General features: G+C 63.9%; 16 protein-coding genes. 4 read left to right on the top strand and 12 right to left on the bottom strand.

The window, feature by feature from the left end:
- The 3 genes from GX181_02010 to GX181_02000 form a co-directional block, all read left to right on the top strand.
- Nucleotides 1-865: 4Fe-4S binding protein (locus GX181_02010; protein ID NLM70721.1), on the top strand; the 865-nt coding region annotated here is incomplete at its 5' end.
- A 22-nt stretch (nt 866-887) separates the two neighbouring features.
- A complete protein-coding gene (locus GX181_02005) occupies nt 888-4,196 on the top strand; it encodes an FAD-dependent oxidoreductase (protein NLM70720.1) in 3,309 nt (1,102 codons plus the stop codon).
- Between the two features lie 154 nt (nt 4,197-4,350).
- On the top strand, nt 4,351-5,532 hold the full coding sequence (locus GX181_02000) for an ABC transporter substrate-binding protein (protein ID NLM70719.1): 1,182 nt from the start codon (nt 4,351-4,353) through the stop codon (nt 5,530-5,532).
- 52 nt (nt 5,533-5,584) lie between these two features.
- On the opposite strand, the gene GX181_01995 is transcribed toward GX181_02000, so the two are convergent.
- The 12 genes from GX181_01995 to miaB form a co-directional block, all read right to left on the bottom strand.
- Nucleotides 5,585-7,150: an FAD-dependent oxidoreductase gene (locus GX181_01995; GenBank protein ID NLM70718.1), complete on the bottom strand. Its 1,566-nt coding sequence runs from the start codon at nt 7,148-7,150 to the stop codon at nt 5,585-5,587.
- An 82-nt stretch (nt 7,151-7,232) separates the two neighbouring features.
- A complete protein-coding gene (gene fusA, locus GX181_01990; protein NLM70717.1) occupies nt 7,233-9,314 on the bottom strand; it encodes an elongation factor G in 2,082 nt (693 codons plus the stop codon).
- A 99-nt stretch (nt 9,315-9,413) separates the two neighbouring features.
- A complete protein-coding gene (gatB, locus tag GX181_01985) occupies nt 9,414-10,898 on the bottom strand; it encodes an Asp-tRNA(Asn)/Glu-tRNA(Gln) amidotransferase subunit GatB (GenBank protein ID NLM70716.1) in 1,485 nt (494 codons plus the stop codon).
- 2 nt (nt 10,899-10,900) lie between these two features.
- Nucleotides 10,901-12,319, bottom strand: a complete 1,419-nt coding sequence (gatA, locus tag GX181_01980) for an Asp-tRNA(Asn)/Glu-tRNA(Gln) amidotransferase subunit GatA (protein ID NLM70715.1) — start codon at nt 12,317-12,319, stop codon at nt 10,901-10,903.
- A 2-nt stretch (nt 12,320-12,321) separates the two neighbouring features.
- On the bottom strand, nt 12,322-12,636 hold the full coding sequence (locus GX181_01975) for a hypothetical protein (protein ID NLM70714.1): 315 nt from the start codon (nt 12,634-12,636) through the stop codon (nt 12,322-12,324).
- Between the two features lie 46 nt (nt 12,637-12,682).
- On the bottom strand, nt 12,683-14,707 hold the full coding sequence (ligA, locus tag GX181_01970) for an NAD-dependent DNA ligase LigA (GenBank protein ID NLM70713.1): 2,025 nt from the start codon (nt 14,705-14,707) through the stop codon (nt 12,683-12,685).
- A 7-nt stretch (nt 14,708-14,714) separates the two neighbouring features.
- Nucleotides 14,715-16,289, bottom strand: a complete 1,575-nt coding sequence (gene lysS, locus GX181_01965) for a lysine--tRNA ligase (GenBank protein ID NLM70712.1) — start codon at nt 16,287-16,289, stop codon at nt 14,715-14,717.
- Nucleotides 16,273-17,301, bottom strand: a complete 1,029-nt coding sequence (locus GX181_01960) for a tRNA-dihydrouridine synthase family protein (protein ID NLM70711.1) — start codon at nt 17,299-17,301, stop codon at nt 16,273-16,275. Before GX181_01960 ends, lysS begins: the two co-directional genes overlap by 17 nt.
- Nucleotides 17,298-18,065, bottom strand: coding sequence for a type III pantothenate kinase (locus tag GX181_01955; GenBank protein NLM70710.1), 768 nt, complete (start codon nt 18,063-18,065; stop codon nt 17,298-17,300). Before GX181_01955 ends, GX181_01960 begins: the two co-directional genes overlap by 4 nt.
- 60 nt (nt 18,066-18,125) lie before the next feature.
- Complete coding sequence (locus GX181_01950) at nt 18,126-19,613, bottom strand: ComEC/Rec2 family competence protein (protein ID NLM70709.1); 1,488 nt, start codon at nt 19,611-19,613, stop codon at nt 18,126-18,128.
- Nucleotides 19,610-20,314: a ComEA family DNA-binding protein gene (locus tag GX181_01945; protein ID NLM70708.1), complete on the bottom strand. Its 705-nt coding sequence runs from the start codon at nt 20,312-20,314 to the stop codon at nt 19,610-19,612. Before GX181_01945 ends, GX181_01950 begins: the two co-directional genes overlap by 4 nt.
- Before the next feature lie 11 nt (nt 20,315-20,325).
- Nucleotides 20,326-21,672: a tRNA (N6-isopentenyl adenosine(37)-C2)-methylthiotransferase MiaB gene (gene miaB / locus GX181_01940; GenBank protein NLM70707.1), complete on the bottom strand. Its 1,347-nt coding sequence runs from the start codon at nt 21,670-21,672 to the stop codon at nt 20,326-20,328.
- A 109-nt stretch (nt 21,673-21,781) separates the two neighbouring features.
- Here miaB and GX181_01935 point away from each other — a divergent pair, with 109 nt between their 5' ends.
- Nucleotides 21,782-22,246, top strand: a complete 465-nt coding sequence (locus tag GX181_01935; protein ID NLM70706.1) for a hypothetical protein — start codon at nt 21,782-21,784, stop codon at nt 22,244-22,246.
- Nucleotides 22,247-22,249 lie beyond the last annotated feature (3 nt).

The following is a 22,249-nucleotide window of genomic DNA, read 5'->3' as shown; positions in this document are numbered from 1 at the left end:
TTCCGGACTATGGGGCCGTCCGACCAACATAAACAACGTCGAGACCTGGGCCAACATCCCCCGGATAGTCGTCAACGGCGGCGAGTGGTACTCGTCGATGGGCACGGACAGGTCGAAGGGCACCAAGGTATTCGCCCTCACGGGCAAGGTGAGGCAGACCGGACTTGTCGAAGTGCCGATGGGCATCACGCTGCGCGAGATCATATACGAAATAGGCGGAGGCATACCCGACGACAGGGAATTCAAGGCGGTTCAGATAGGAGGACCAAGCGGCGGCTGTCTGACAGCCGACCACCTGGACACCCCGGTGAGCTACGAGTCCCTTACCGCTCTCGGTGCGATCATGGGCTCGGGGGGCCTCGTCGTCATGGACGATACCAACTGCATGGTGGACGTGGCCAAGTTCTTCCTCTCCTTCGTCCAGGAGGAGTCGTGCGGAAAGTGCCCCTTCTGCCGAATAGGCACGAAGAGGATGCTGGAGATCCTGGAGCGCATCACCGAGGGAAAGGGCGTCATGGAGGACTTGGACGCACTCTACGACCTGGCCCTCCAGGTAAAGGAGGGGTCGCTGTGCGGACTGGGACAGACAGCGCCCAACCCGGTGCTTACAACCTTGAAGTACTTCCGCGACGAGTACGAGGCGCACATCAGGGACAAGAAATGCCCTGCCAAGGTGTGCACGAACCTCATCCACTACGTCATAGACCCGGCGGTGTGCATCGGCTGCACCCTCTGCGCCAGGAACTGCCCGGTCTCCTGCATCGACGGGGCGCCGAAGAAGCCCCACGTGATCGACGACGAGAAGTGCATCAGGTGCGGCCAGTGCAAGAAGGTCTGCCCCGTGGGCGCTATTTCTGTGGAATAAGCGGCAGGAGGATTCGGCTGACATGAAGAAGAATATAAAAGTTACTCTAAACGGAAAGACCGTATACGGATACAAGGGGCAGCGCATCCTCGACCTGTGCGCCGAGTGCGGCATCGAGGTCCCGACCCTCTGCTACGACCCACACCTGAGTCTTCACGGAGGGTGCTCCGTATGCCTGGTGGAGGTCGAAGGAGCGAGGACCCTGCTGAGGGCCTGCGCCAATACTATAACCCCGGGCATGGTGATAAAAACCGATACACAGCGCGCCATCAGCGCCAGGCGCACGGCACTTGAACTGCTGCTCTCGGACCACGTGGGAGACTGCCGTCCCCCCTGCACCCTGGCCTGCCCGGGCCAGGGCAACGTGCAGGGCTACGTCAACCTGGCGGCCCAGGGAAAGTACGGCGAGTCGCTGGACGCGCTGCACCATCACGTCACACTCCCCTCCTGCATAGGGCGGGTCTGCCCCGCGCCGTGCGAGGAGGTCTGCCGCAGGCGTTTCGTGGACGACGCGCCCGTCTCCATCAGGGAGATAAAGCGCTTCGTCGGCGACTGGGGGATTGACAACGGCAGGATGGGCTTTGTGCCGGAGATCAAGGAGAACGGCAAACGAGTCGCGATTGTGGGCGGCGGCCCCGCAGGTGTATCCGCGGCCTACTATCTGAGGCTCAAGGGGTACAGGCCGGTGATCTTCGAGAAGGAGAAGCTGCTCGGCGGTATGATGCGCTACGGCATCCCCGACTACCGGCTGCCGCAGAAGATCCTGCAGACGGAGATAGACTGGCTGCTCTCCCACGGCATTGAAGTTCGTGCCGGGACGGCCCTGGGGAGGGACGTGACGCTGGACGAGCTGCGAAGGGACTTCGACGGTGTCATCCTTGCGATGGGGTGCTGGAGGTCCTCGCCGATGAGAGTATCGGGAGAGGAGCTCGACGGGGTCGTCGGCGGCATCGACTTCCTCTACAAGGTCAAAACCGACCCCGAAGTGAAGGTCGGCGCGAGGGTCGTGGTCGTTGGAGGCGGCAACACAGCTATGGATGCCGCCCGTTCGGCGAAACGCCTGGGTGCGGAGAAGGTCTCCGTGCTCTACCGTCGCTCGCGCGAGGAGATGCCCGCCGAGGAGATAGAGATAGTCGAAGCGGACGAGGAGGGAGTCGAGTTCATCTTCCTCGCGGCCCCTAAGACCATCGAGGGTTCCGGAAGGGTCGAGCGAATTCTCTGCGAGAAGATGGAGCTCGGCGAGCCGGACGCCTCCGGCAGGAGAAGCCCCGTGCCCACGGGCGAGACCTTCGTGCTTGAGGCCGATATGGTCATCGCCGCCATAGGCCAGGGCATAGACTTCACCGGACTGCCCTCCGACATTCACGACGGCAGAAGGATGAAGGTGGGCAAGGACTACGACACAGCGCTTCCGGGAGTGTTCGTCTGCGGCGACCAGCAGACCGGGCCCAAGATAGCGATAGAGGCCATCGGCAACGGCCACTGGGCGGCCGACTCGCTAGACCACTATCTGGCGCACGGAAAGCCGAAGAAACCCTTCTTCTACGACATAGTGCGCGAGGACTTGGGTCCCGAGGACTTCGCCCACATTGTCCGTTCCGTGCAGGAGGAGGTTCCGCATGTCCCGGGCGAGACCCGGCTAAAGATGAAGTTCGACGAGTACAGCGTCGGACTCTCCGAGGAGCAGACTTTGCGCGACGCCAACCGCTGCATGGAGTGCGGATGCCCGGACGTCTTCGAGTGCAAGCTGAGGGAGTACGCCATAACCCACGAGGTCCATCCGGAGAAGCTCGCGGGGGAGCATATCGAGAAGATCGAGGACGCGAACCCCTACTACGCGCGCAACCTGGACAAGTGCATCCTGTGCGCCAAGTGCGTGAGGGCGTGCGACGAGGTGGCGGGGTTCCACGCGATAGACTTCGCCAAGCGGGGATTCGAGTCGGTGCTGACCCCGCAGTTCTACCGCGACATGGAGGACTCCGACTGCACCTTCTGCGGCCTGTGCACACAGGTCTGCCCGGTCGGAGCTTTGATCGAGAACCGAGTCGACCGCTGGCCGCACCTGGAGGAGCCGGAGATAGTGAAGACCACCTGCCTCCTTTGCCCCGCAGGGTGCGAGCTGGAGCTCAATCTTGACCGGGGGAGGTCCCAGGTCGCGCGAGTAACCACCGACTTGGATGACCCCGAGGCGCCCACAGGTGGCAGCTGCTGCGTCAAGGGACGATACGGCTTCAAGGAGGTCGCTCTGGACGGAAACTTCGATCACGCCGTCAAGGGCGCGCCCGTGGAACCTGGCGAGGCGATCGCAGCCTTCGACGAACTGACATCGGAGGAGGAGAGTGCGTCCTTCGTGCTCGGCCCCTCCCTCACCGAGCAGGAGGTTCGGTCGATCTTAGAATACATTAAGCTGCGCGCTTCCGAAGCTCGGATCGCCATGACAGCCGACTCCGAACTTTCGCCGCACCTGAGGGAGGCGACAGGCCGCGAGGGGCTCAAGAGAGCCTCTTACTCCAGTCTCAGCGGAGTCTCGCCGGATGGAGTCTTCCGCTACGGCGAGAGCGACGCTTTCTTGCTCGTCGGCGCGAACACGGACGAGGACCAGCCGGTGCTGACATCCTGGCTCCGCAGGGCCGTGCGCCACAAGAAGAACGCGCTGGTATACGTGGGCGACACGCCAGGCCTGCTCGACAGGGGCGGCTCGCTGATACTCAGGCCGGCGGAGGGGAAGATGACGCGGGTGCTGCAGGCTCTTACTGCTGCCATCAAGGGGGAGGACGAACAGGGCTCTCGGCTTGAGGGCACCGGTGTCTCCGCGGAGCAGATAAAATCAGCCGCCAGCCGACTGTCAGGCGCGAAGAAACCGCTGACCCTGATCGGGGGGGCTGCCCCGGCGAAGGAGGCGTTCGATGCGGCGGCCTCGCTCAACGGCGAATACCTCCTCCTGTTCAAGGGAACCGGCAGCGCCTCCCTGCTCGCGGCGGGCGAGAGTATCGTCGACGCCGCCGAGCTGCGCTCGAAAGGCGAGGCACCGCTGGTCTTCCTGGGCACGACGCCAGAGGAGGCGGGCTTCGACGCCGCCGACCTCTCGGGCAGAAGGTACGCCGTAGCGGCCTCGAAGCTGACAAACCTCGCAGAGAAGGCCGATGTACTCATTCCGCTCCTCCCCTGGACGGAGAAGGACGGGGACACGGTCAACCTGGAGGGGCGGTGCCTGCCGGTGCGCAGAGGCCCTCTGGCCGAAAAGACCGGCACAAACCTCTGTGCTCTGCTGGCCGCGGCCGCCATCCCGCGCGGGGGCAGGCTCCACGCCAACCCGACGGCGACGGCGTAGGGTCAAAACAGGGCAAGAACCACGCGGGGCCGCTTAACTCAACAGCGGCTCCGCGTTTTTTCTCATTCACCGAAAGAGTGTTTGACAACGGCAGTGCGTCCGCTTAAAATTGACCGAACTTTTTCCAACACCACAAGGGGAGGTAGAGAGCTGTATGAGAAGAGTGCTGAACATTAGGGTTTTGGTGGTTGCCGCTGCATTTATGGTCTTCTTTTCCGTTGCGTCCTGCGCCGCTGTGCCGACCGGGGAGCCGATAAAGATCGGCTACCTGGCCATACTGACCGGGGACGGCTCCACGTGGGGGCAGCATGAGAAGGAGGGTGCGCAACTCGCGGTCAAGGAGTTCAACGAGGCGGGCGGGGTGCTGGGTCGCCCGCTGGAGCTCATCTGCTACGACGTGAGGGGACGGCAGGAGGACGCTATAAATGCCGCACGCAGGCTCATCTACGAGGACAAGGTCTGCGTCATCGGGGGGACGAACTACAGCGGTCTGAACCTTGCCACCGCCTCCGTGGTCGAGAACGGCAAGGTGGCCCAGATCGGGACCTCCGCGACCAACCCGACGGTCACAGTGGACCCGGAGACGAACAAAGTGCGCCCCTTTGCCTTCCGCCTCAGCTACACCGACCCCTACCAGGGCAAGGTCATGGCCGACTACTTTTTCAACAAGTTGAACATCAAGTCGGCAGCGGTCATCACCGACGTGGGGAGCGACTACTCCGAGGGGCTCAAGGAGTTCTTCGTTGAACGCTACGAGGAGTTGGGCGGCGATCTTAAGGGCATCTGGGGATTCCGCAGCGGGGATGTCGACTTCCGCGCGCTGCTGACCGAGATGAAGGCCTCCGGGGCTGAGGGGGTCGCACTACCTCTTCTGTACAAGGAGATGGGGCTCATCATGAAGCAGGCCGCCGAGCTCGACTGGACTCCCGCCTTCATCGGCGGGGACGGCTTCAGCCCGAGCATGCAGGAGATAGCGGGAGAGGCGATGGAGGGCAGCTACTGGGTCTACAACATGGACCTGCTCAACCCGCAGATGACCCTGCTGTTTTCACGCTTCGAGAAGGAGTACGGCAGGCCCGTGACCGAACCGAGCAACGTCGCCTACGCCTACGACCTGATAACCTGGGTGGCCGACGCCATCAGGAGGGCCGGCACGGACGACCCGGTCGCTGTCAGGGACGCGCTGGAGGACACGCAGGATCTGCGCCTGGTCCATTTCACCCTCACCGTGGACGAGGAGACGCACAACCCTCTGAACAAGCCGGCGGCCATGATGGTATGGAAGGACGGCAAGCTGAACTTCCTGGAGATGTGGGCGCCTCAGGACAACTTCTAGGGCACTTAAGTCAAGATACGATGGGAGCCTGCGATCAACGCAGGCTCCATTTTTATGCCTTGGCAACTACTTTGCCGTCGCAAAGCGAGACCCTGATTCGCCTCTTCCATTCCTCCCTCTCCTCAGGGAAATCGGCTCGAAAGTGAACCCCCCGGCTCTCCTCCCTGGCCAGGGCGGCCTTCGCCACAGCCCCTGCGGTCAGCTCGAGACCCCTCATCTCAAGCGCGTGCAGCCTGCCCATGGAGGAGGACAGACGCAACCTTCCGGCCGACTCGCTCCACTTATCCATCTCCGCGATGCATCTCCTGATCCCCTCTCCGTCCCTGCACGGGGAAAGCCCCCTCTGGACGATGCGCCGGAGCGCCCGCCTCGATTCGATCGGTAGGGTGCCGTCCCGGAACGAGCAAAGCGATTCCGGGGAAGAAATGTCGGAGCAAAGGGTTCCGGTGGCGGGCCCGGCCTCTTCTGCGGCGGCCCTGCCAGCGCGAAGCCCGAACACGACGATGTTCGTCAGGGCGTTTCCCCCCATGCGGCTCGCGCCGTCCACGCCCGCCGTGACCTCCCCGCAGGCGTACAGACCGGGGATGGCGCTCCTTCCGTCGCAGTCAACGGGTATTCCTCCGCAGAAGTAGTGCTGCAGCGGGCTTACCTGGACTGGAGCGGCACGCTTCTCCGGCGGAAGGTCGAACATGACCGCGACCCTGACATCGGGGTCGTTCAGGTCCTCCTCGCTCAGTTCCTCCAAGTGGAGAAGCGCCTTGCGCCCGCTCTGCACGTGCCCCGCAAGCAGAACCGCGGCCCTGTCGCGCGCGAACAGGTTCGCCTCCCTCCCCGAGGACACCCCCCAAGACGGGAAGGCCTCCCTCAAGAACTCCCTGCCGTCCTCGTCGGTCAGGGGTATGTAGTCGACCATGTTCAGCCCCACCATCCACATAGGATACCCCGGTTGATCCCATCCCATCGGGTAGAACTGGACATACTCCATGTCGACGAGGTCGAGCCCGGCCTCAAGTGCCAGTGCGTAACCGTCGCCCGTCATACGGGCCGGATTGTCGGTACGCTCGAAGATCGCGCCTCCACCGCCCGTGGCCAGCACCACCGCGGACCCCCGCAGGGAGACGACTCGCCCGCTCCTCCAGTCGACCGCCTCAACTCCCTCCACACCCCTCTCCCCTGTGAGGAGGCGAACAGCGGCATGGTACTCGAGGACATTCACCCCTTCATCGCGCGCGATCGAGGCCAGCTCACGCACCATCCCGCCGCCGCCCATTATCTCCGACGGGGCGGTGTCCCGCGCCGACGCCCTTCCCGAGCCGATATCCAATGTCACCCCCCAATCACGCAGTGTACGCAGGGACCTCTCGGACTCGTCGGCCAGGACCCTGACCATCTCCTTGTCGTTGACGAAACGCCCCGTCCGCGTGATTCGCTCGTAGTGGTCATCCGGTTTCACCTCGCCGGACGCGAGGGAGAAGAGTCCACCCGAGTAGGCGGTGCAGTTTGCGCTCTCGCAGGAGGTCTTGCACAGGAGAAGCACCTCCGCGCCACCTTTTCGCGCCGCTATCGCCGCTGTCAGACCGGCGCCCCCGGCGCCGACCACTATCACCCTTCCGCTCATGATTCTCACCCCTTTACCCTGGCAAGAGAGCCCCGCATATGCGGGGCTCTCTGTAAAACCTTTAAACGTCCCGGGAGAAGTACTACTCCTCCTCTTCCTCATCCTTGTGGGAGGCTATGACCTTCTTCGCTATCTCCGCAGGGACTTCTTCGTAGTGGTCGTACTCCATCGTGAAGGTGCCTCGGCCGGAGGTCATCGACCTGAGGATGATAGCGTAGCGGAACATCTCCGCCAGGGGAACCTGGGCCTTGACTATCTGCTGGTGTCCCTTGCTGTCTATGCCGAGGATGCGTCCGCGCCTGCCGTTGAAGTCGCCCATGACGTCGCCCAGGTATTCCTCCGGGACCATGACCTCGACGTTCATGATAGGCTCCAGCAGTATGGGGCCCGCGTCCATTATCCCCTTCCGGAACGACAGCCGCGCAGCGAGCTTGAAGGACATCTCGGAGCTGTCCACCTCGTGGTAGGAGCCGAAGTAGAGGGTGGCCTTGAAGTCCACGACCGGGAAGCCGGCCATCGGACCCTTGACCATGTTCTCGCGCAGGCCCTTCTCCACCGCCGGTATAAAGCCCTTGGGTATTGCGCCTCCGACTATGTTGTCCTCGAACTCGAAGCCGGCACCCCTCGCGATCGGAGTGTACCTTATGTGGACGTCACCGTACTGGCCGTGTCCTCCTGTCTGCTTCTTGTGCCTGCCCTGGGCCTCGGCGGTTTTGCGTATGGTCTCCCTGTACGGGACCTGGGGGGTGCTCGTGTCGAGGTCCACGCCGTAGCGCTCCTTCATCTTGGCAAGGACTATATCTATGTGCATGTCGCCCATGCCGGAGAGCACGCTGTCGTTGGTCTCGGGGTTCTTCTCGTAGCTTAGGCTGAGGTCCTCCTCCAGCGTCTTGTTGATGGCGTTGCCGAGCTTGTCCTCGTCGGCGCGGCTCTTCGCGGTTATGGCGACGCTGTAGACGGGCTTTGGGAACTCGATCGGCGGGAAGACGACCTTGGATCCCTTGACGCTCAGAGTATCGCCGATCTGCACGCTTTGCAGCTTCGGCATGGACAGTATGTCCCCGGCGACTATCTCCTTGACGTCCTTGCCCTCCTTGCCGGTCATGAACTTGAAGGAGCTGATTCGCTCGTCCTCCTGCTTGTTGACGTTGTAGATGCCATGGTCGGTCGTGAGGGATCCGGAGTTCACCCTGACGAAGGAGAGTTTGCCGACGAAGGGGTCGACCATGATCTTGAAGCAGGTGGCGGTGAATTCGGCCGAGGGATCGGCGACGATCTCGACTTCCTCGTCGCCCGATTTCGCCGGGCGCGGCCTTGCGTCGACGGGCGAGGGGAAGTACTCGACGATGAAGTCGAGCACCTGCTGCACGCCTATGTTATGCGTCGAGGCTCCCGGGAATACGGGCATCAGCTGGCGCTGGGCCATAGCCTTTCTCAGCACCGGGGCCAGCTCCTCGTCCGTGATGGTCTCGCCTTCGAGGTAGCGCATCATCATGTCGTCGTCGGCCTCGACCACGGCCTCGACCAAGGTCTCGTGGGCGGATGCCGCCGCGTCCGCCATATCGGCGGGTATGTCGCCCTCGACGAACTTGCCCGAGCCGTCCGGCTCGTAAGTGTAAGCCTTGCCGCGAAGGACGTCCACAACGCCCTTGAAGGAGACCTCCTTGCCTATGGGAAGGAGCACCGGTACGGCCTTGTCACTGTAGTCCGCCCTGATGTCCGCCAGGACCTTGTCGAAGTCCGAGTTCTCCCGGTCGAGCTTGGAGATGAAGAAGGCCACCGGAAGGCCGAACTCCTTGCCGGTGTCCCAGGCCTTGTCCGTCTGGACCTCGATGCCGCTGACTCCGTTGACGACGATCATCAATGAGTCCGCGACGCTGACCGCGGAGCGCATCTCGCCCACGAAGTCCGCGAATCCGGGGGTATCGAGCGCGAAGAGGGTCTTCTCTCCCCTCTCCATCGTGACGAGGGACGTGTTGATGGAGATCTGTCTCTTCTGCTCCTCCAGCGAGAAGTCGCTGACCGTGTTTCCGTCCTCGACCTTCCCCAGTCTGTTCGTGCCTCCGCAGTTGAAAAGCATGGCCTCCACGAGGCTGGTCTTACCAGCCCCTCCGTGGGCAGCCAAGGCGAAACTTCGAGTGTTCTCAGGCTGACGGGTTCCCATTGCCTACTACCTCCTCCGGCGTTCGATCCACCCTGCGTCCGCAGGGCAACTAGGATATCTTACTAATACCGCTGACGTTAGTCAATAAAATAATCGCGGTCATCGCTCCCTCAAGAGGGCCTCGATCATCTCCTCCACTTCCGACGATTCCGCCTGTCCCCGTGTCTCCCTCATCACGAGGCCGCACAGGAACTTCCTCTTCTTTCCCCTGGAGTCCTTGCCGCTCAGGATCTCGGCCAGCACGTCCGGGTTTTCGTCCACCACCTTGCGCACCACGGCCGCCAGCGACTCCCCGGACATCTCCCCGCCGACTCCGCACTTTTCAAGGGCCCGCTCAAGGGACGTTCCCTCCGTCATCTCCGCGTAGACTTCCTTGGCCGCCGTGGTCGAGAGTTTTCCTCCGTCCACCATGAGAACCAGCTCTCCCAGCGCACGCGGGGGGACGGGGAAGGACTCTATCGCCACGCCCCGCTCGTTCAGCACGCGCAGCACCTCGGTGCGCACCCAGTTCGAGGCCCGCACCGGGGCCGCACCCGATCGGACGCACTCCTCGTAGTAGTCCGCGAGGGCCGGCGTCTCGACCAAGATGGCCGCGTCGACCTCGCTCAACGAGTAGTCGGCTATGAAGCGTGCCTCCCTGGCCCACGGCAGCTCCGGCAGGGAGCTTTCGATCGCCTGGAGCATCTCCTCGGTCACTCTCACCGGGCCCAGGTCCGGGTCTGGCATGCATCGGTAGTCGAGCGCCGCCTCCTTGCTCCTCATCGATGTGGTGACCCCGTCGGCGTCGTTCCAGTGACGAGTCTCGCGCACAAGAGTCGCGCCTCGCTCCAGGGCCTCGGTCTGCCTGCGAATCTCGTACTCGAGGGCTCGCTCCACGGAGCGCATGGAGTTCATGTTCTTTATCTCCGCCCTCTCCCCCCTCAGCACTATCTTTCCCGTCTCCTCGTCAAGCTGGACCATGGAGATGTTGGCGTCCACCCTCATCGAGCCCTTGTCCATGTCGCCGTCGGACACTCCGAGGTAGCGAACCAGCCTCCTGAGCGAAGCGACGTACTCCCTGGCCTCTCTGGGCGAGCCTATGTCCGGGTCCGAGACTATCTCCGCGAGGGGCACCCCCGCTCGGTTGTAGTCCGCGAAGGACTCCTCCGCCCCCTCCAGCCTGCCGTCGGAGGCCGAGTGCACGAGCTTGCCCGCGTCCTCTTCAATGTGCAGGCGAGTAATGCCTATTCGCTTTGGCGAGCCGTCGTCGCCCGTTATGATCAGCTCTCCTTCCTCCGCGACCGGGCGGTCGAACTGGCTTACCTGGTAGGCCTTGGGGAGGTCGGCGTAGAAGTAGTGCTTCCTGTGGAAGATCGTGCCGTCCTTGACGGTGCAGGAGAGGCCGAGCGCGGCCTTCACGGCCAGCTCTACCGCTCTGGCGTTCAGCGACGGCAGCGCCCCCGGCAGTCCGAGGCATATCGGGCAGACGTTGCTGTTCGGCTCCGCCCCGATGTAGTCAGTGGAGCAGGAGCAGAAGAGCTTTGATTTCGTCGCGAGTTGGACGTGTATCTCGAGGCCGATGACCGGCTGATATGCGCGCCCCATGATCAGCGTCCCCTCTCCCGTTCGATGATCGATGCGGTGGCCAGCAGGGTCGCCTCTCCCCATCTCGAGGCTATGAACTGGACCCCCGCCGGCAGTCCTCCGTCAGAGCCGTCCATGACGAGAGCGGGCAGCCCCGCAAGGCTCGCCTGGACGGTGAAGGCCTGCGACGACCGCATGCCAAACGGGTCATCGGCGAACTCGCCCCTTTTGAAGGCGACGGTCGGCGTCGCCGGCAAGGCTGCAAGGTCGCACTTCGAGAGGGCCTCCGTCAGCTCGCGGGCGATCGCCGCCCTTGCCGAGGAGGCCCGAAGGTAGCAGTCCTCGTATCGCTCGCCACCGAGGATGTACGTCCCCGCGGCGGCCATCGTCTTGACCTTCGTCCCGAGGCCGGCCGCCCTGTTCTTCAGATAGAGGTCGTTCAGCGAGTCGGCGTCGGACGAGAGACCGTACCTTATGCCGTCGAACCTCGCGAGGCTGGAGCTCGCCTCCGCCGCCAGCAGAAGCTGGAAGCAGGGGAGAGAGTGCTTGAAGGAGAGCGGCAGCGACAGATCGACCACCTCCGCGCCCTGATCGCGGCAGAGGTCCGCGATCCTCTCGAGGGCCCGTGATATGTCGGACGATGAGTTGGCGTCCTGCGCCTCCCTGATGAGCGCTATCCTCTTTCCCTTCAGCGCACCCTCGGCTGCGGCCTGTTTGCAGATCGATAGATAGTCTGGGCGCTCCCCGCCGGCAGACGTCCCATCCCTTGAGTCGTGCCTCGACAGGACAGAAAGCGCGAGCGCGATGTCCTCGACCGTGAGTGAGAATATCCCGAGCTGGTCCATGGACGGAGCCAGTGCGGTGATGCCCCACCTGCTGACCAGGCCGTAGGTCGGCCTCAGGCCGTACACCCCGCAGAAGGACGCGGGTTGAAGCACGGAGCCTCCCGTGTCGCACGCTATTGCCAAGGGCGCGTACCCAGCCGCGACCGCTGCGGCGCATCCTCCCGCCGACCCCCCGGAGGTCCGCCCCGGATCGTGCGGGTTCGAAACCGGCCCGAAGACGGAGGTCTCGGTGGAGCAGCCTATGCCGAACTCGTCCATGTTGCACTTGCCGCAGATCGTAGCACCTGCCGCCTCCAGCAGCTCGACCGCTGCCGAGTTGTAAGGCGGAATCCAACCCTCGAGCATTCTGCTAGCGCAGGTCGTCGGCATTCCCGACGCGCAGATGCCGTCGTCCAGCAGCACCGGAACGCCGGCGAGGGGGCCCGTGCGTGCGCCGCCCTTGCTATCGCCTCCCTCGATCGAGTGAAGCAGTGCGTTGAGCCTCGGTTCATGTTCGCGGGAGATCTCTAGGAAGGCCGAGGTTGCGTCGGACACCGACATGGCGCCATCCCGAACGTCGGAGGCGATCTCGACCGCGGTAATGCACGCCCGGCTCATGTCTACGAATCCTCCCGTTCGTCAAGTATCCTGGGCACGACGAAGAAGGAGTCCCTTCTCGAGTGCGCGGCTTCCAGCACTGAGCTCCGGACGTCGGAGGGTATTACCACGTCCTCCCTCGCCTCGCCGCTTGAAGGCGCGTCCCCGATCTCCCCCGTCGGGGCGTCCGCCAGCCTGTCCGCGAAGTCCAGAAGCTCGTCCATGTACCGGGCAAGTGCCTCTATCTCCCCCTCGTCCATGCCAATCCTCGCCGTCTCGGCGGCGCGCGCCGCCGTCTCCGGCCCGGGCGCGCCCATGCTTCTCCTTTTGAGCGTCATTCAGTGCAACCTCCCGACTAAAGCGACCTCTTCCATCCTTATGCCCCTATTCCCCGGTCATCTGCAGAAACTCCCGCTCGTCCACGACCCTGACCCCGAGGGAGCGGGCCCTGTCAAGCTTGCTCCCGGCGTTCTCACCCGCGATGACCAGCGTGGTCCTGCCGGACACGCTGGACGTCACCGAGGCACCGAGCCTCTTCGCCATGGACTCGGCCTCCTGTCGCGTCATCGAGCTCAGTTCGCCGGTGAAGACCATTCGCATACCTTCGAGCGGCCTCGGCCCCGGCGCCTCCTCGCGCGCCTCCTCCGGAGCTGCCGACGCGCCCTTCACTCCCGCCGCCGCCAGCCGCTCGATCATGCTCCGGTTCTCCGGCTGATCGAAGAATGAGAGTATCGCGGCGGCCATCACCGGACCAACGCCGTCCACGGAGGCGAGCTCCTCCCCCGAGGCCTCGCTCAGAGCCGGCATGTCGCGGAAGGCCCCGGCCAGGATCTCCGCGCTGCGGACGCCGGTGAAGCGAATCCCAAGCGAAGCCAGCAGGCTCCTGAAAGGGCGCTCCTTGGACCGCTCAAGCCCGTCCAGCAGATTTTGCGCGGACTTCTCCCCCATCCTGTCGAGCGAGACGAGGTCGTCCTTCGTGAGATCGTACAGGTCGGCCAACGAGCGGACGATTCCTCTCTCCACGAGTTGGTCGACTATCTTCTCCCCCATCCCGCGGATGTCCATGCCGTTGCGAGCGGCAAAGTGCAGTATGCCCTCCTTGAGCTGAGCCGGGCAGGAGGAGCGGTTCTGGCAGCGAAGGGCGACCTCCCCCTCCAGCCGCACGGCGGGGCTTCCGCAGGCCGGGCACCTGTCCGGCATGACGAATTCGCGCTCCTCCCCGGTCCTCTCCTCCACGACGGGGCCCAGTATCTCCGGGATTATCTCCCCCGCCTTCCTGACTCGGACCAGGTCGCCGATTCGCACATCCTTGCGCCTCAGCTCGTCCTCGTTGTGCAGGCTCGCCCTGCGAACCGTAGTGCCGGAGACCACGACGGGGGCCAGAATCGCCACAGGAGTGAGAGCGCCGGTACGGCCGACCGAGACCAATATGTCCTCTACCCGCGTGACCCTCTCCTCCGGCGGGTACTTGAAGGCGACGGCCCACCGCGGGGCGTGCGACGTCGCACCCAGCTCGGCCCAGGACGAGAGGTGGTTCAGCTTGACGACCACTCCGTCCGTCGCGTAGGGCAGCTCGAACCGTCTCTCCCTCCACTGCTCCACGAAACCGGGCACATCCCCTGGGGGGCAGGCTCGCCAGGCGGGCTGCACCGGCAGGCCGAATCCGACCAGTCCTTCCAGGACCTCCTCCTGGGTGCGAAGCCCCAGGCCCTCGGGCCTGAGTATCGAATAAGCGAAGATCGAGAGGCGGCGCTCGGCGACCACGGCCGGGTCAAGCTGCCTGATGCTTCCCGCGGCCGCGTTGCGGGGGTTCGCGAAGAGGGGCTCGCCCTGCTCCTCGCGCACGTAGTTCAGCTCGGCGAAGTCGTCGCGCCGTATCAGCACCTCCCCGCGAACCTCCATGGAACGGGGGGCGTCTCCAGTCAGCCTAAGGGGCAGGTTCCTGATGGTGCGGATGTTGGCGGTCACGTCCTCGCCGACTCGCCCGTCGCCCCTGGTCGTACCGCGGACGAAGAGGCCGTCCTCATACAACAGGGAGACGGCGAGCCCGTCTATCTTGAGCTCGCAGACGTAGCCCCCGTCCGCGAAAGGTGCCGTCCTGATCAGGAAGGCCGAGAGGTCGTCCATACCCAGCGCGTTGTCCAGGCTCAGCATCGGCTCGGTCAGTTCGACCTTGGTGAATCCCTCCGCTGCCTTCCCTCCCACCCTCTGAGTCGGAGAGTCGGGCGTGAGTAGGGCCGGGTGGAGCTCCTCCAGCCTGGCGAGCTCGGCGTAGAGGGAATCGTACTCGTCGTCGGGGATCTCGGGTGAGTCGAGCACGTAGTAGAGCCTTCCGTGCCTCCGAATCTCCTCCCTTAGAAAAGCCGCCCGCTCGCGCGCCTCCTTCGGAACGCTCGCCGCGCCGCCCATGAAGGCCCTACTCCTCCGCCTCCCTGTCCCTCGTGGGCAGGGGCCTCATCGTCGGGAAGAGTATGACGTCGCGGATGGACCTCGAGTCGGTCAGGAACATCACCAGCCTGTCCACTCCGATGCCAAGACCGCCCGTCGGCGGCAGTCCGGACTCTATCGCGTTGATGAAGTCCTCGTCGAAGTCGTGCGCCTCGTCGTCGCCGGCCTCCTTCTTCTTGAGCTGATCCTCGAAGCGCGATCTCTGGTCGATCGGGTCGTTGAGCTCGCTGAACGCGTTCGCTACCTCCTTGCCGCAGATGAATAGCTCGAAACGGTGGGTGTAGTCCGGGTCGGACGGGTCGCGCTTGGCGAGCGGGGAGATCTCCGTCGGGTGGCCCGTCACGAAGGTCGGCTGTATCAGCTTCTCCTCCACGAAGGCCTCGAACATGAGGTTGAGCACCAGGAAGCGGCTCTCGTCGCCTTTCAGCTCGACTCCTCGCTCCTTGGCTATCCGACGGGCCTCCTCGTCTTCACGGATCTCCCTGAAGTCGATGCCTGTATACTCCCTCACGAGGTCCAGCATGGAGCTCCTCTTGAAAGGCTTCGTGAAATCAAGGTCGACGTCCTGGTAGCGGATGGGGCCCGAGAAGTCCGGCCCGTGCACGGAGGCGGCCGCGTTTCTTATGATCTCCTCGGTCAGAGCCATCATGTCCTCGTAGTCAGCGTAAGCCCAGTAGACCTCCATCGCGGTGAACTCCGGGTTGTGCATCGGGCTGAGCCCCTCGTTTCGGAAGTTCTTGCCCATCTCGTAGACCCTGCCGAACATACCTACGACCAAGCGCTTAAGGTAGAGCTCGGTGGCGATACGCAGGTACATCTCCATGCCGAGGGCGTTGTGAAAGGTCTTGAACGGCCGTGCGTTCGCACCGCCTGCGAGCACCGACAGTATCGGCGTCTCGACCTCGAGAGTGCCGTGGTCCTCCAAAGTCTTTCTGATGGAGGCGATGATCTTGGAGCGTTTCCGGAAGGTCTCGCGGACGTCCGGGTTGGCGATCAGGTCCGTGTAACGGCGGCGGTAGCGCAGCTCCGTGTCCTTCAGCCCGTGCCACTTCTCAGGTAGCGGTCGCAGCGCCTTGCTCAGCAGCACCAACTTCCTGACGTGAAGAGTGAGCTCTCCTCGCTGGGTCCTGAAGGGATAGCCGACCACTCCGACCCAATCCCCCGTGTCCACCCATTTCTTGGCGAAGGAGTACTCCTCCTCGCCCATCGCGTTGAGCTGGAGGTAGAGCTGCAGGGTGTCCGTCTCGTCTGCAAGGTTCGCGAACATCGCCCTGCCGTGCTTTCGGAGCGTCATCACCCTGCCGGCCGTGACTATCTCGGCGGACTCGTCGGTCTCGTCAACCGCGAGGTGGTCGAAGTTTTTTCGGACATAGTCGAGGTGGTGCCTCCACTCCCACTTCTCGTGGAGGAACGGGTTGTACCCCTCCTCCGAGCGGAGCCTCTCCAGCTTGTCCGTTCGCTGGCGCACTATCTCGTCCCCGAAGACCTCGTCGGCCTCCGCGGAGCGAGCGTTGAGGACGTCTCTTTCATTCTGCGCATCCACTATGAAACTCTCTCCTTTCGAAAAACCCTTCGGACTCCATAATCATCTCCCTGAGGTCGTCCCACGAGAGGACCGTCGCGGCGGCGCGCCTCAGAGCCCCCACCCCCGGCCGCCCCTTGAACATACCCGGGAGGAGGCGTTTCACCATCAGACAGGCTATGCGGGGATCGGCCTCGGAGCTCACATCGTCGCCGAAGCCCGTCAACATCTCTATCCGCATCTCCAGCGAGGGATCCAACAGCTCTGCAACCACGTCGCAGCCCAGGCGAGCAAGGATCCTAGGGACCAGGAAGGGGTCGGCTATCGCGCCCCTTGCGGGCATCACCGCCGAGCAGCCCCCGTCCAGGTACTCGATCGCTTGCTCGACCGAGAATATATCCCCGCTGGCGCATATCCTGCCGGGAAAGAGCCTCGCGAGCGTAACGGGCAGGGATACATCCGCCTCCCCCTCGTACCTCTGTGCAGGGGTGCGTCCGTGCACTGTCACGAGGGCCGCGCCCGCATTCAGCAGGCCCTCGCAGAAGGCCTCGGTGGACAGGGGCGCCGAGGGAGGGGACTTTCGGATCTTCGGCCATACGGGCATCCCGAACCCGGCCATCCGCCGCACCATTCCAAACGCCGTCTCCGGCCTGTCGAGAAGCCTGGAGCCGGCCCCCTTCTTCAAAACCTTGGGCATAGGACAGGCCATGTTGATCCCCAGGGCGGGGAAGCCGGGTCTCACCTCCAGGGCGAGCGAGGCGCCCCGATAGAGAGTCTCCTCGTCCCCGGCGAACAGTTGAAGCACCACCGGTGCCTCCCCCTCCATGACCGACAGCATCCGTTCCGTCTTCGTCGCGGGGCCTTTGGATCCGTCACCGCCCGCCAACAGCCCCGCGCAGCTTATCATCTCGGTGTGGGTCGCCCCCGCGCCAAGCCTAGCGAAGAGGCGTCGCAAGGGCGGTATGGTGATCCCGGCCATCGGCGCCAGCAGCACTGGGTTGGAGAGGCGAAGACCTCCTATGGTTACGGTCACCTATCGCTGTTCCTGTCGTGGATGATTCTCAGGCCCTCGAGCGCAAGCCACTGGTCCACATCCGTGATGGTCCGGGAAAGGGAGGCTATCTCGGACGAGTGTCCTCCCGTGGCGACCACCCTCGTCTCCGTCCCCATCTCGCTCCAGGCCCTCCCGACCAGCGCATCGACCAGGCCGGCGTTGCCGAACATTATCCCAGCCTGGATCGAGCCGATGGTGTTGTTGCCTATCACGCTCTTCGGCGGGACGAGCGAGACCTGCGGCAGCTTGGCCGTCCTGCCGAACAGGGCCTCCATGCCAGTGACCAGCCCAGGGGCTATGGCGCCCCCGATATATGCTCCCTCGGCATTCAGTATGTCCAGGGTTATGGCCGTGCCGAAGTCGACCACTATCAGGGGAGCGCCGTAGCGGGCTATCCCCGCCACGGAGTTCACCAGCCTGTCCGCGCCGACCTCGTGCCTGGGCGAGTAGGCTATCTCGATCCCGAGATCCAGATCCGCGGTAACCTTAACCGGCCGAACTCCCAGGTAGTTCTCCAGCCCCTCGCACAGGGCGCTGTCCAGAGAGGGAACGACGCTGGAGAATATCGCGCCGTCGATCTCCCTTTGGTCCATCCCGGATATGGACAGCAGGTTGAGCAGGTATATCCCCAGCTCGTCGGACGTGTGACGCTCGGATATAAGCCGCCAGTGGTATCTCAATTCCTCCCCGTCGTAGATCCCTATGACCGTGGTGGTGTTGCCGACGTCGATTACTAGAAGCATCTCCGCCTCCCTGATAATAAGACTTTGGACAACGAAATATTATACCACCTCGACGGTCGGTCACAGTATGAACACCCCGGCCAGCAGAATCATCCCCGCGCCGGCGACAGTCCTCCCGCGAAATGGATGAACTCCTCCCGCGAGGACGAGGACGAACATCCCGCCCCCGATCATCGCAAGAGCCGGGGTCCACCCGACGGACCAGGGCACGAGTCCCGCGATGAAGTCGGCGCAGGCCTCCCACAGGGTGAACAGGCCCTCGGCGGCGAAGGCCGGGGATCTTCCCCCCGGAATGCCAATGAGAAGGGGGAGGGAGAAGAAAAACGCTACCGGGTAGAGGGCCGAGAAGAGAGGCAGGGCGACCAGGTTCAGCAGCAGCCCTGCCGTCGGCACGCTTCCGAAGACCGATGTGACCTGGGGGGAGGTCGCGAGCCATACGAGTGCGCTCGACAGGGGAAGCAACCACAGGTTGATGATTCGCTGGGTCAGCGAGGCGAGGATCATGGCTGCGATGACCGACAGACGCCAGCCTACGTCGAAGAACCACGCGGGTCGCCACAGGAGCAGAAGCAGCGCCGCCAGGGAGACGGAGTTCACGGGGTTCCCCCTGCGCCCGAAGACCTCGCTAAGAAGGACCGTCTGAAGCATCAGAGCAGCCCTCAGAGCCCCCGGAGCACCTCCGGCCAGGAGGGCGTACCCCCACAGGACGAGGCTTGCTGCGAACGCCGCCCACCGTCGCGATACGGCGGCCCTGGCCCGGCTCGACGAAAGCAGCCTCCATACGCCGAGAGCGACCAGGCCGACGTGAAAACCGGACACTGCCAGGAGGTGGGACGTCCCCCAGCGCCTGTGAGCTTCGTTAAGGTCGGGGTCCCGGACGCCGAGCACCGCCGCGAGCAGATAGCCCCTCGTGCGCGGAGGCAGGGTCAGCAGCATGCGCCTGCGCAGAGAGGTCCTCCACCGGGGGAGGGAGGGGCCTCCCGACCTCTTAGAGACCTTCTCCGGGATTATCTCGATCCTCGTGCCCCTCGCGCTCCAGTAGTAGTCCTCTCGGAATGACGATCCGTCTCTCGGGGAGATTGCGCGGGCTGTTCCGGTGAACAAGAGGGTGTCCCCCTCCAACACGTGCCGGTCGGGATTGATCTTGAGCATGTACCTTCCTGTGGCGGCGTCTACCAGCACGGCTCGTCGGGTGCCCCACGAGCGTTCATATACGACGACGCCCTTTCCCTCGACCCTTCCCTCGGGCAGGGATGGCGGCCGCAGGAGCGACAGGCAGCAGAGCAGGGCCGCCGCTAGGGAGAGAAGTGCCACGCCCGACGCATACGACAGCAGGCGAAGCGGACGGGTCTCCGACAGCACTAAGGCCAGCCCCATTACCGTCAGAGGAGCTAGCAGAGCCGAAACGATCGGCGGGACGCCTCTATTGGTCGCGGCAAGAGAAAACGACAGCCCCGCGAGGATAAAAAGAAGCGGCGCTCGCGCCACTCCCTCGCGAGGGACGAACGGGACCTCGCTGTGATCCTCCGGCAGGCGCGTCCCGCTCATTGGACGACGACCATTCCCCTGATCGCCTCGAGCTTCTTCGGGCCGATGCCGCTGACGTCCATCAGCGACTCGAGCGAGCGGAAGGGACCGACCCTCTCCCTGTGCTCAATTATCGCCCTGGCCGTCACCGGGCCGATTCCCGGCAGGGTCTGCAGCTCTGCGGCGGAGGCCGAGTTCACGTTCACCATGGCACCATGCCCGCCCGAGGGGGACATGCTTGGAGCGAGCGACATCAGCGAGTGAGCGCTCCCCTCGGGGATGTCCATTATCCCGCCGCCGGGCCGTATCGAGGGAACATGGATGTGCATGCCGTCCGCGAGTGGCGACGCCATGTTTATCCTCACCGGGTCCGCCTGCGGCCCTATCCCCCCGGCGGCCTCGACCAGCTGAAAGACCCTGCTTCCAGGAGGCAGGTTGTAGACACCCGGATTTCTCACCTCTCCTGTGATATAGAGCACCCAATGGCTCTCCTCGCGAGGCTCCGTCCTCGCTCCCCCTCCGGCAGCCGGGTCGGCAGGCGCCGTGTCCTGCCTGACGTCCGATCTGTCGCGGAACGTGTGAGCAGGACCGGCGACCGCACCGGACGGAGTGTCCACGAACCTCCCGGAGAATTTGTAGACCAGCAAACCCGCCAGTAGAAAGCAGGCGACCCCTATGGCGAAGAAGCCCAGCCCCGCGTTGCGGCCGAGCTTTTCTTTCATCCCGCCACCCCTCATGGGACGCCGCCTCGGCCGGAGATCGATACCAAGCGTCCGTTCAAGCGCCAGCTCTCCCCGTCCGTTATCTCCACAGTGGCGAAGCGCCCCAACAGCTCCTCCCCGCCCTCCACCAGCACGACCTTGTCCGACGGGGTCCGGCCCTGGATCAGCCCTCGCCCCCTGGGGGCGACGTCGTCCAGCAGTATCTCGAACCTCCTGCCTATGAGGGCCCTGTTTATCTCCCTCGCTATCCTGGCCTGAAGGACGTTTACCTCGTTCAGGCGGCTCATCTTGACATCGTGCGGGACCTGGTCCTCCCTGGCCGCGGCGGATGTCCCCTCCCTGGGGGAGTAGGCGGCGGAGTGCACCAGGTCGAATCGGAACTCCTCCAGCGCGTTCAACGACAGTTGAAAGTCCTCCTCCGTCTCGCCCGGATGGCCGATAATCAGGTCCGTGGTCAGCCCTGCGTCCGGGAGCCTCTCCCGGATCGAGGCGACGGCGGCCCTGTAGCTCTGGAGATCGTAGCCCCTTCTCATCATCTTCAGCATCCTGTCGCTGCCCGACTGAATGGGAAGGTTGATCGAGGGGCATAGGACGTCGGAGCGCTCGGCCATGACGTCGACTATGTCGGGAGAGAAATCCCGGGGGTGGGAGGTGACGAAGCGCAGCAGGCGCACTCCCGTCCTCTCCGCGACGTCCCGCAGGAGGGAGGAGAACCTGTAGCCGTTCGAGAAATCGCTGCCGTAGCTGTTCACGTTCTGCCCAAGCAGAGTGACCTCGAGGACCCCGTCGGCGACGAGGGCCTTGACCTCGTCGATTATCTCCCTCGGCGCACGGGAGAGGAAGCGCCCCCTGACGTAGGGGACTATGCAGTAGGAGCAGAAGTTGTCGCAGCCGTGAGCTATCGTCACGAACGCCCTCCATCGGTTGCCCCTCTCGATCGGCGCGCCGGGCAGCTCGACGAACTCACTCGGGTCGTCGTCCATCAGAAAGACCGGGGCTCCCTCCACCTCGAAGAGGCGCGAGAGGGCGTCGGGGACTTCGCCGATATGCCTGGGGCCGGACACGAAGCGAACCCACGGAAAGCGAACCGCCATTCTGCGCCCGACCCTCTGGGCAACACATCCGACGACCGCCACGAGCGGCCTGCCCTCCCTGTTCCATCGCACAGCGTAGCGGCCCAGGTCGCTCCAGACCTTCTGCTCGGCCTTGTCGCGGATGCTGCACCCATTCAGTATGACCAGATCGGCCTCCTCCTCGGGGGCCTCCATCCAGCCGCGCTCGACGAGGGCGGTTTTTATCTTGTCCCCGTCGTAGACGTTCATCTGACACCCGTAGACTTTTATCGAGAACTTATGCAAGGAAAGACCTCCTTGGACGAATGACTGTTCAAAGCCATTATACCCTCGGAGGGAAAAAGCGGGCAAATGAGGTAAAATATGCTTCGGAACATGACAAGGGGGAGTTATTATGATGGAACGATGCTTGACCGCCTTGTTCGCCTCTCTCGTGATTTTTTGGGGAGGGGCCTCTTATGCGGGGGCAGGGCTTCCGGAGATCGCGGGCTACTCGGCCGGCCCCACGAAGGCGGTGCCTCTGGAGGCCCCCTCGGGGAACTTCGGCGAGTGGTTGTCTCGCACCTACGTGAACGCCTTCGGAGGGAGGATCGAGGCGACCCTGATGTCCGGTCCCGGGGCGGGGCCGCTGGTCAGCGCGCCAGTCGGGACGAGGACGGATGATCGACCGATAGGCTTCGGCGCCACCTACGAGGTCTTCGAGCTGGACGGGATGAGGTCCGTCTTCGAATCGTCCCCCGACCTTGGAAGCTCGCTCGCCGTGGCGGTGGACTCGGACGTCGTCCTCACGCTCGAGTCTCGCTCGCTCGGAAGGGAGGAGCTGGAGAGGGCCGCGATGGCGATGCTCCGCTCCGAGTAGAGT

It is taken from the genome of Synergistaceae bacterium, assembly GCA_012521675.1.
GTDB lineage: Bacteria > Synergistota > Synergistia > Synergistales > Aminobacteriaceae > JAAYLU01.
Note: the sequence above shows the minus strand (reverse complement) of the source record. Positions and strands in the feature narration are given on the sequence as shown.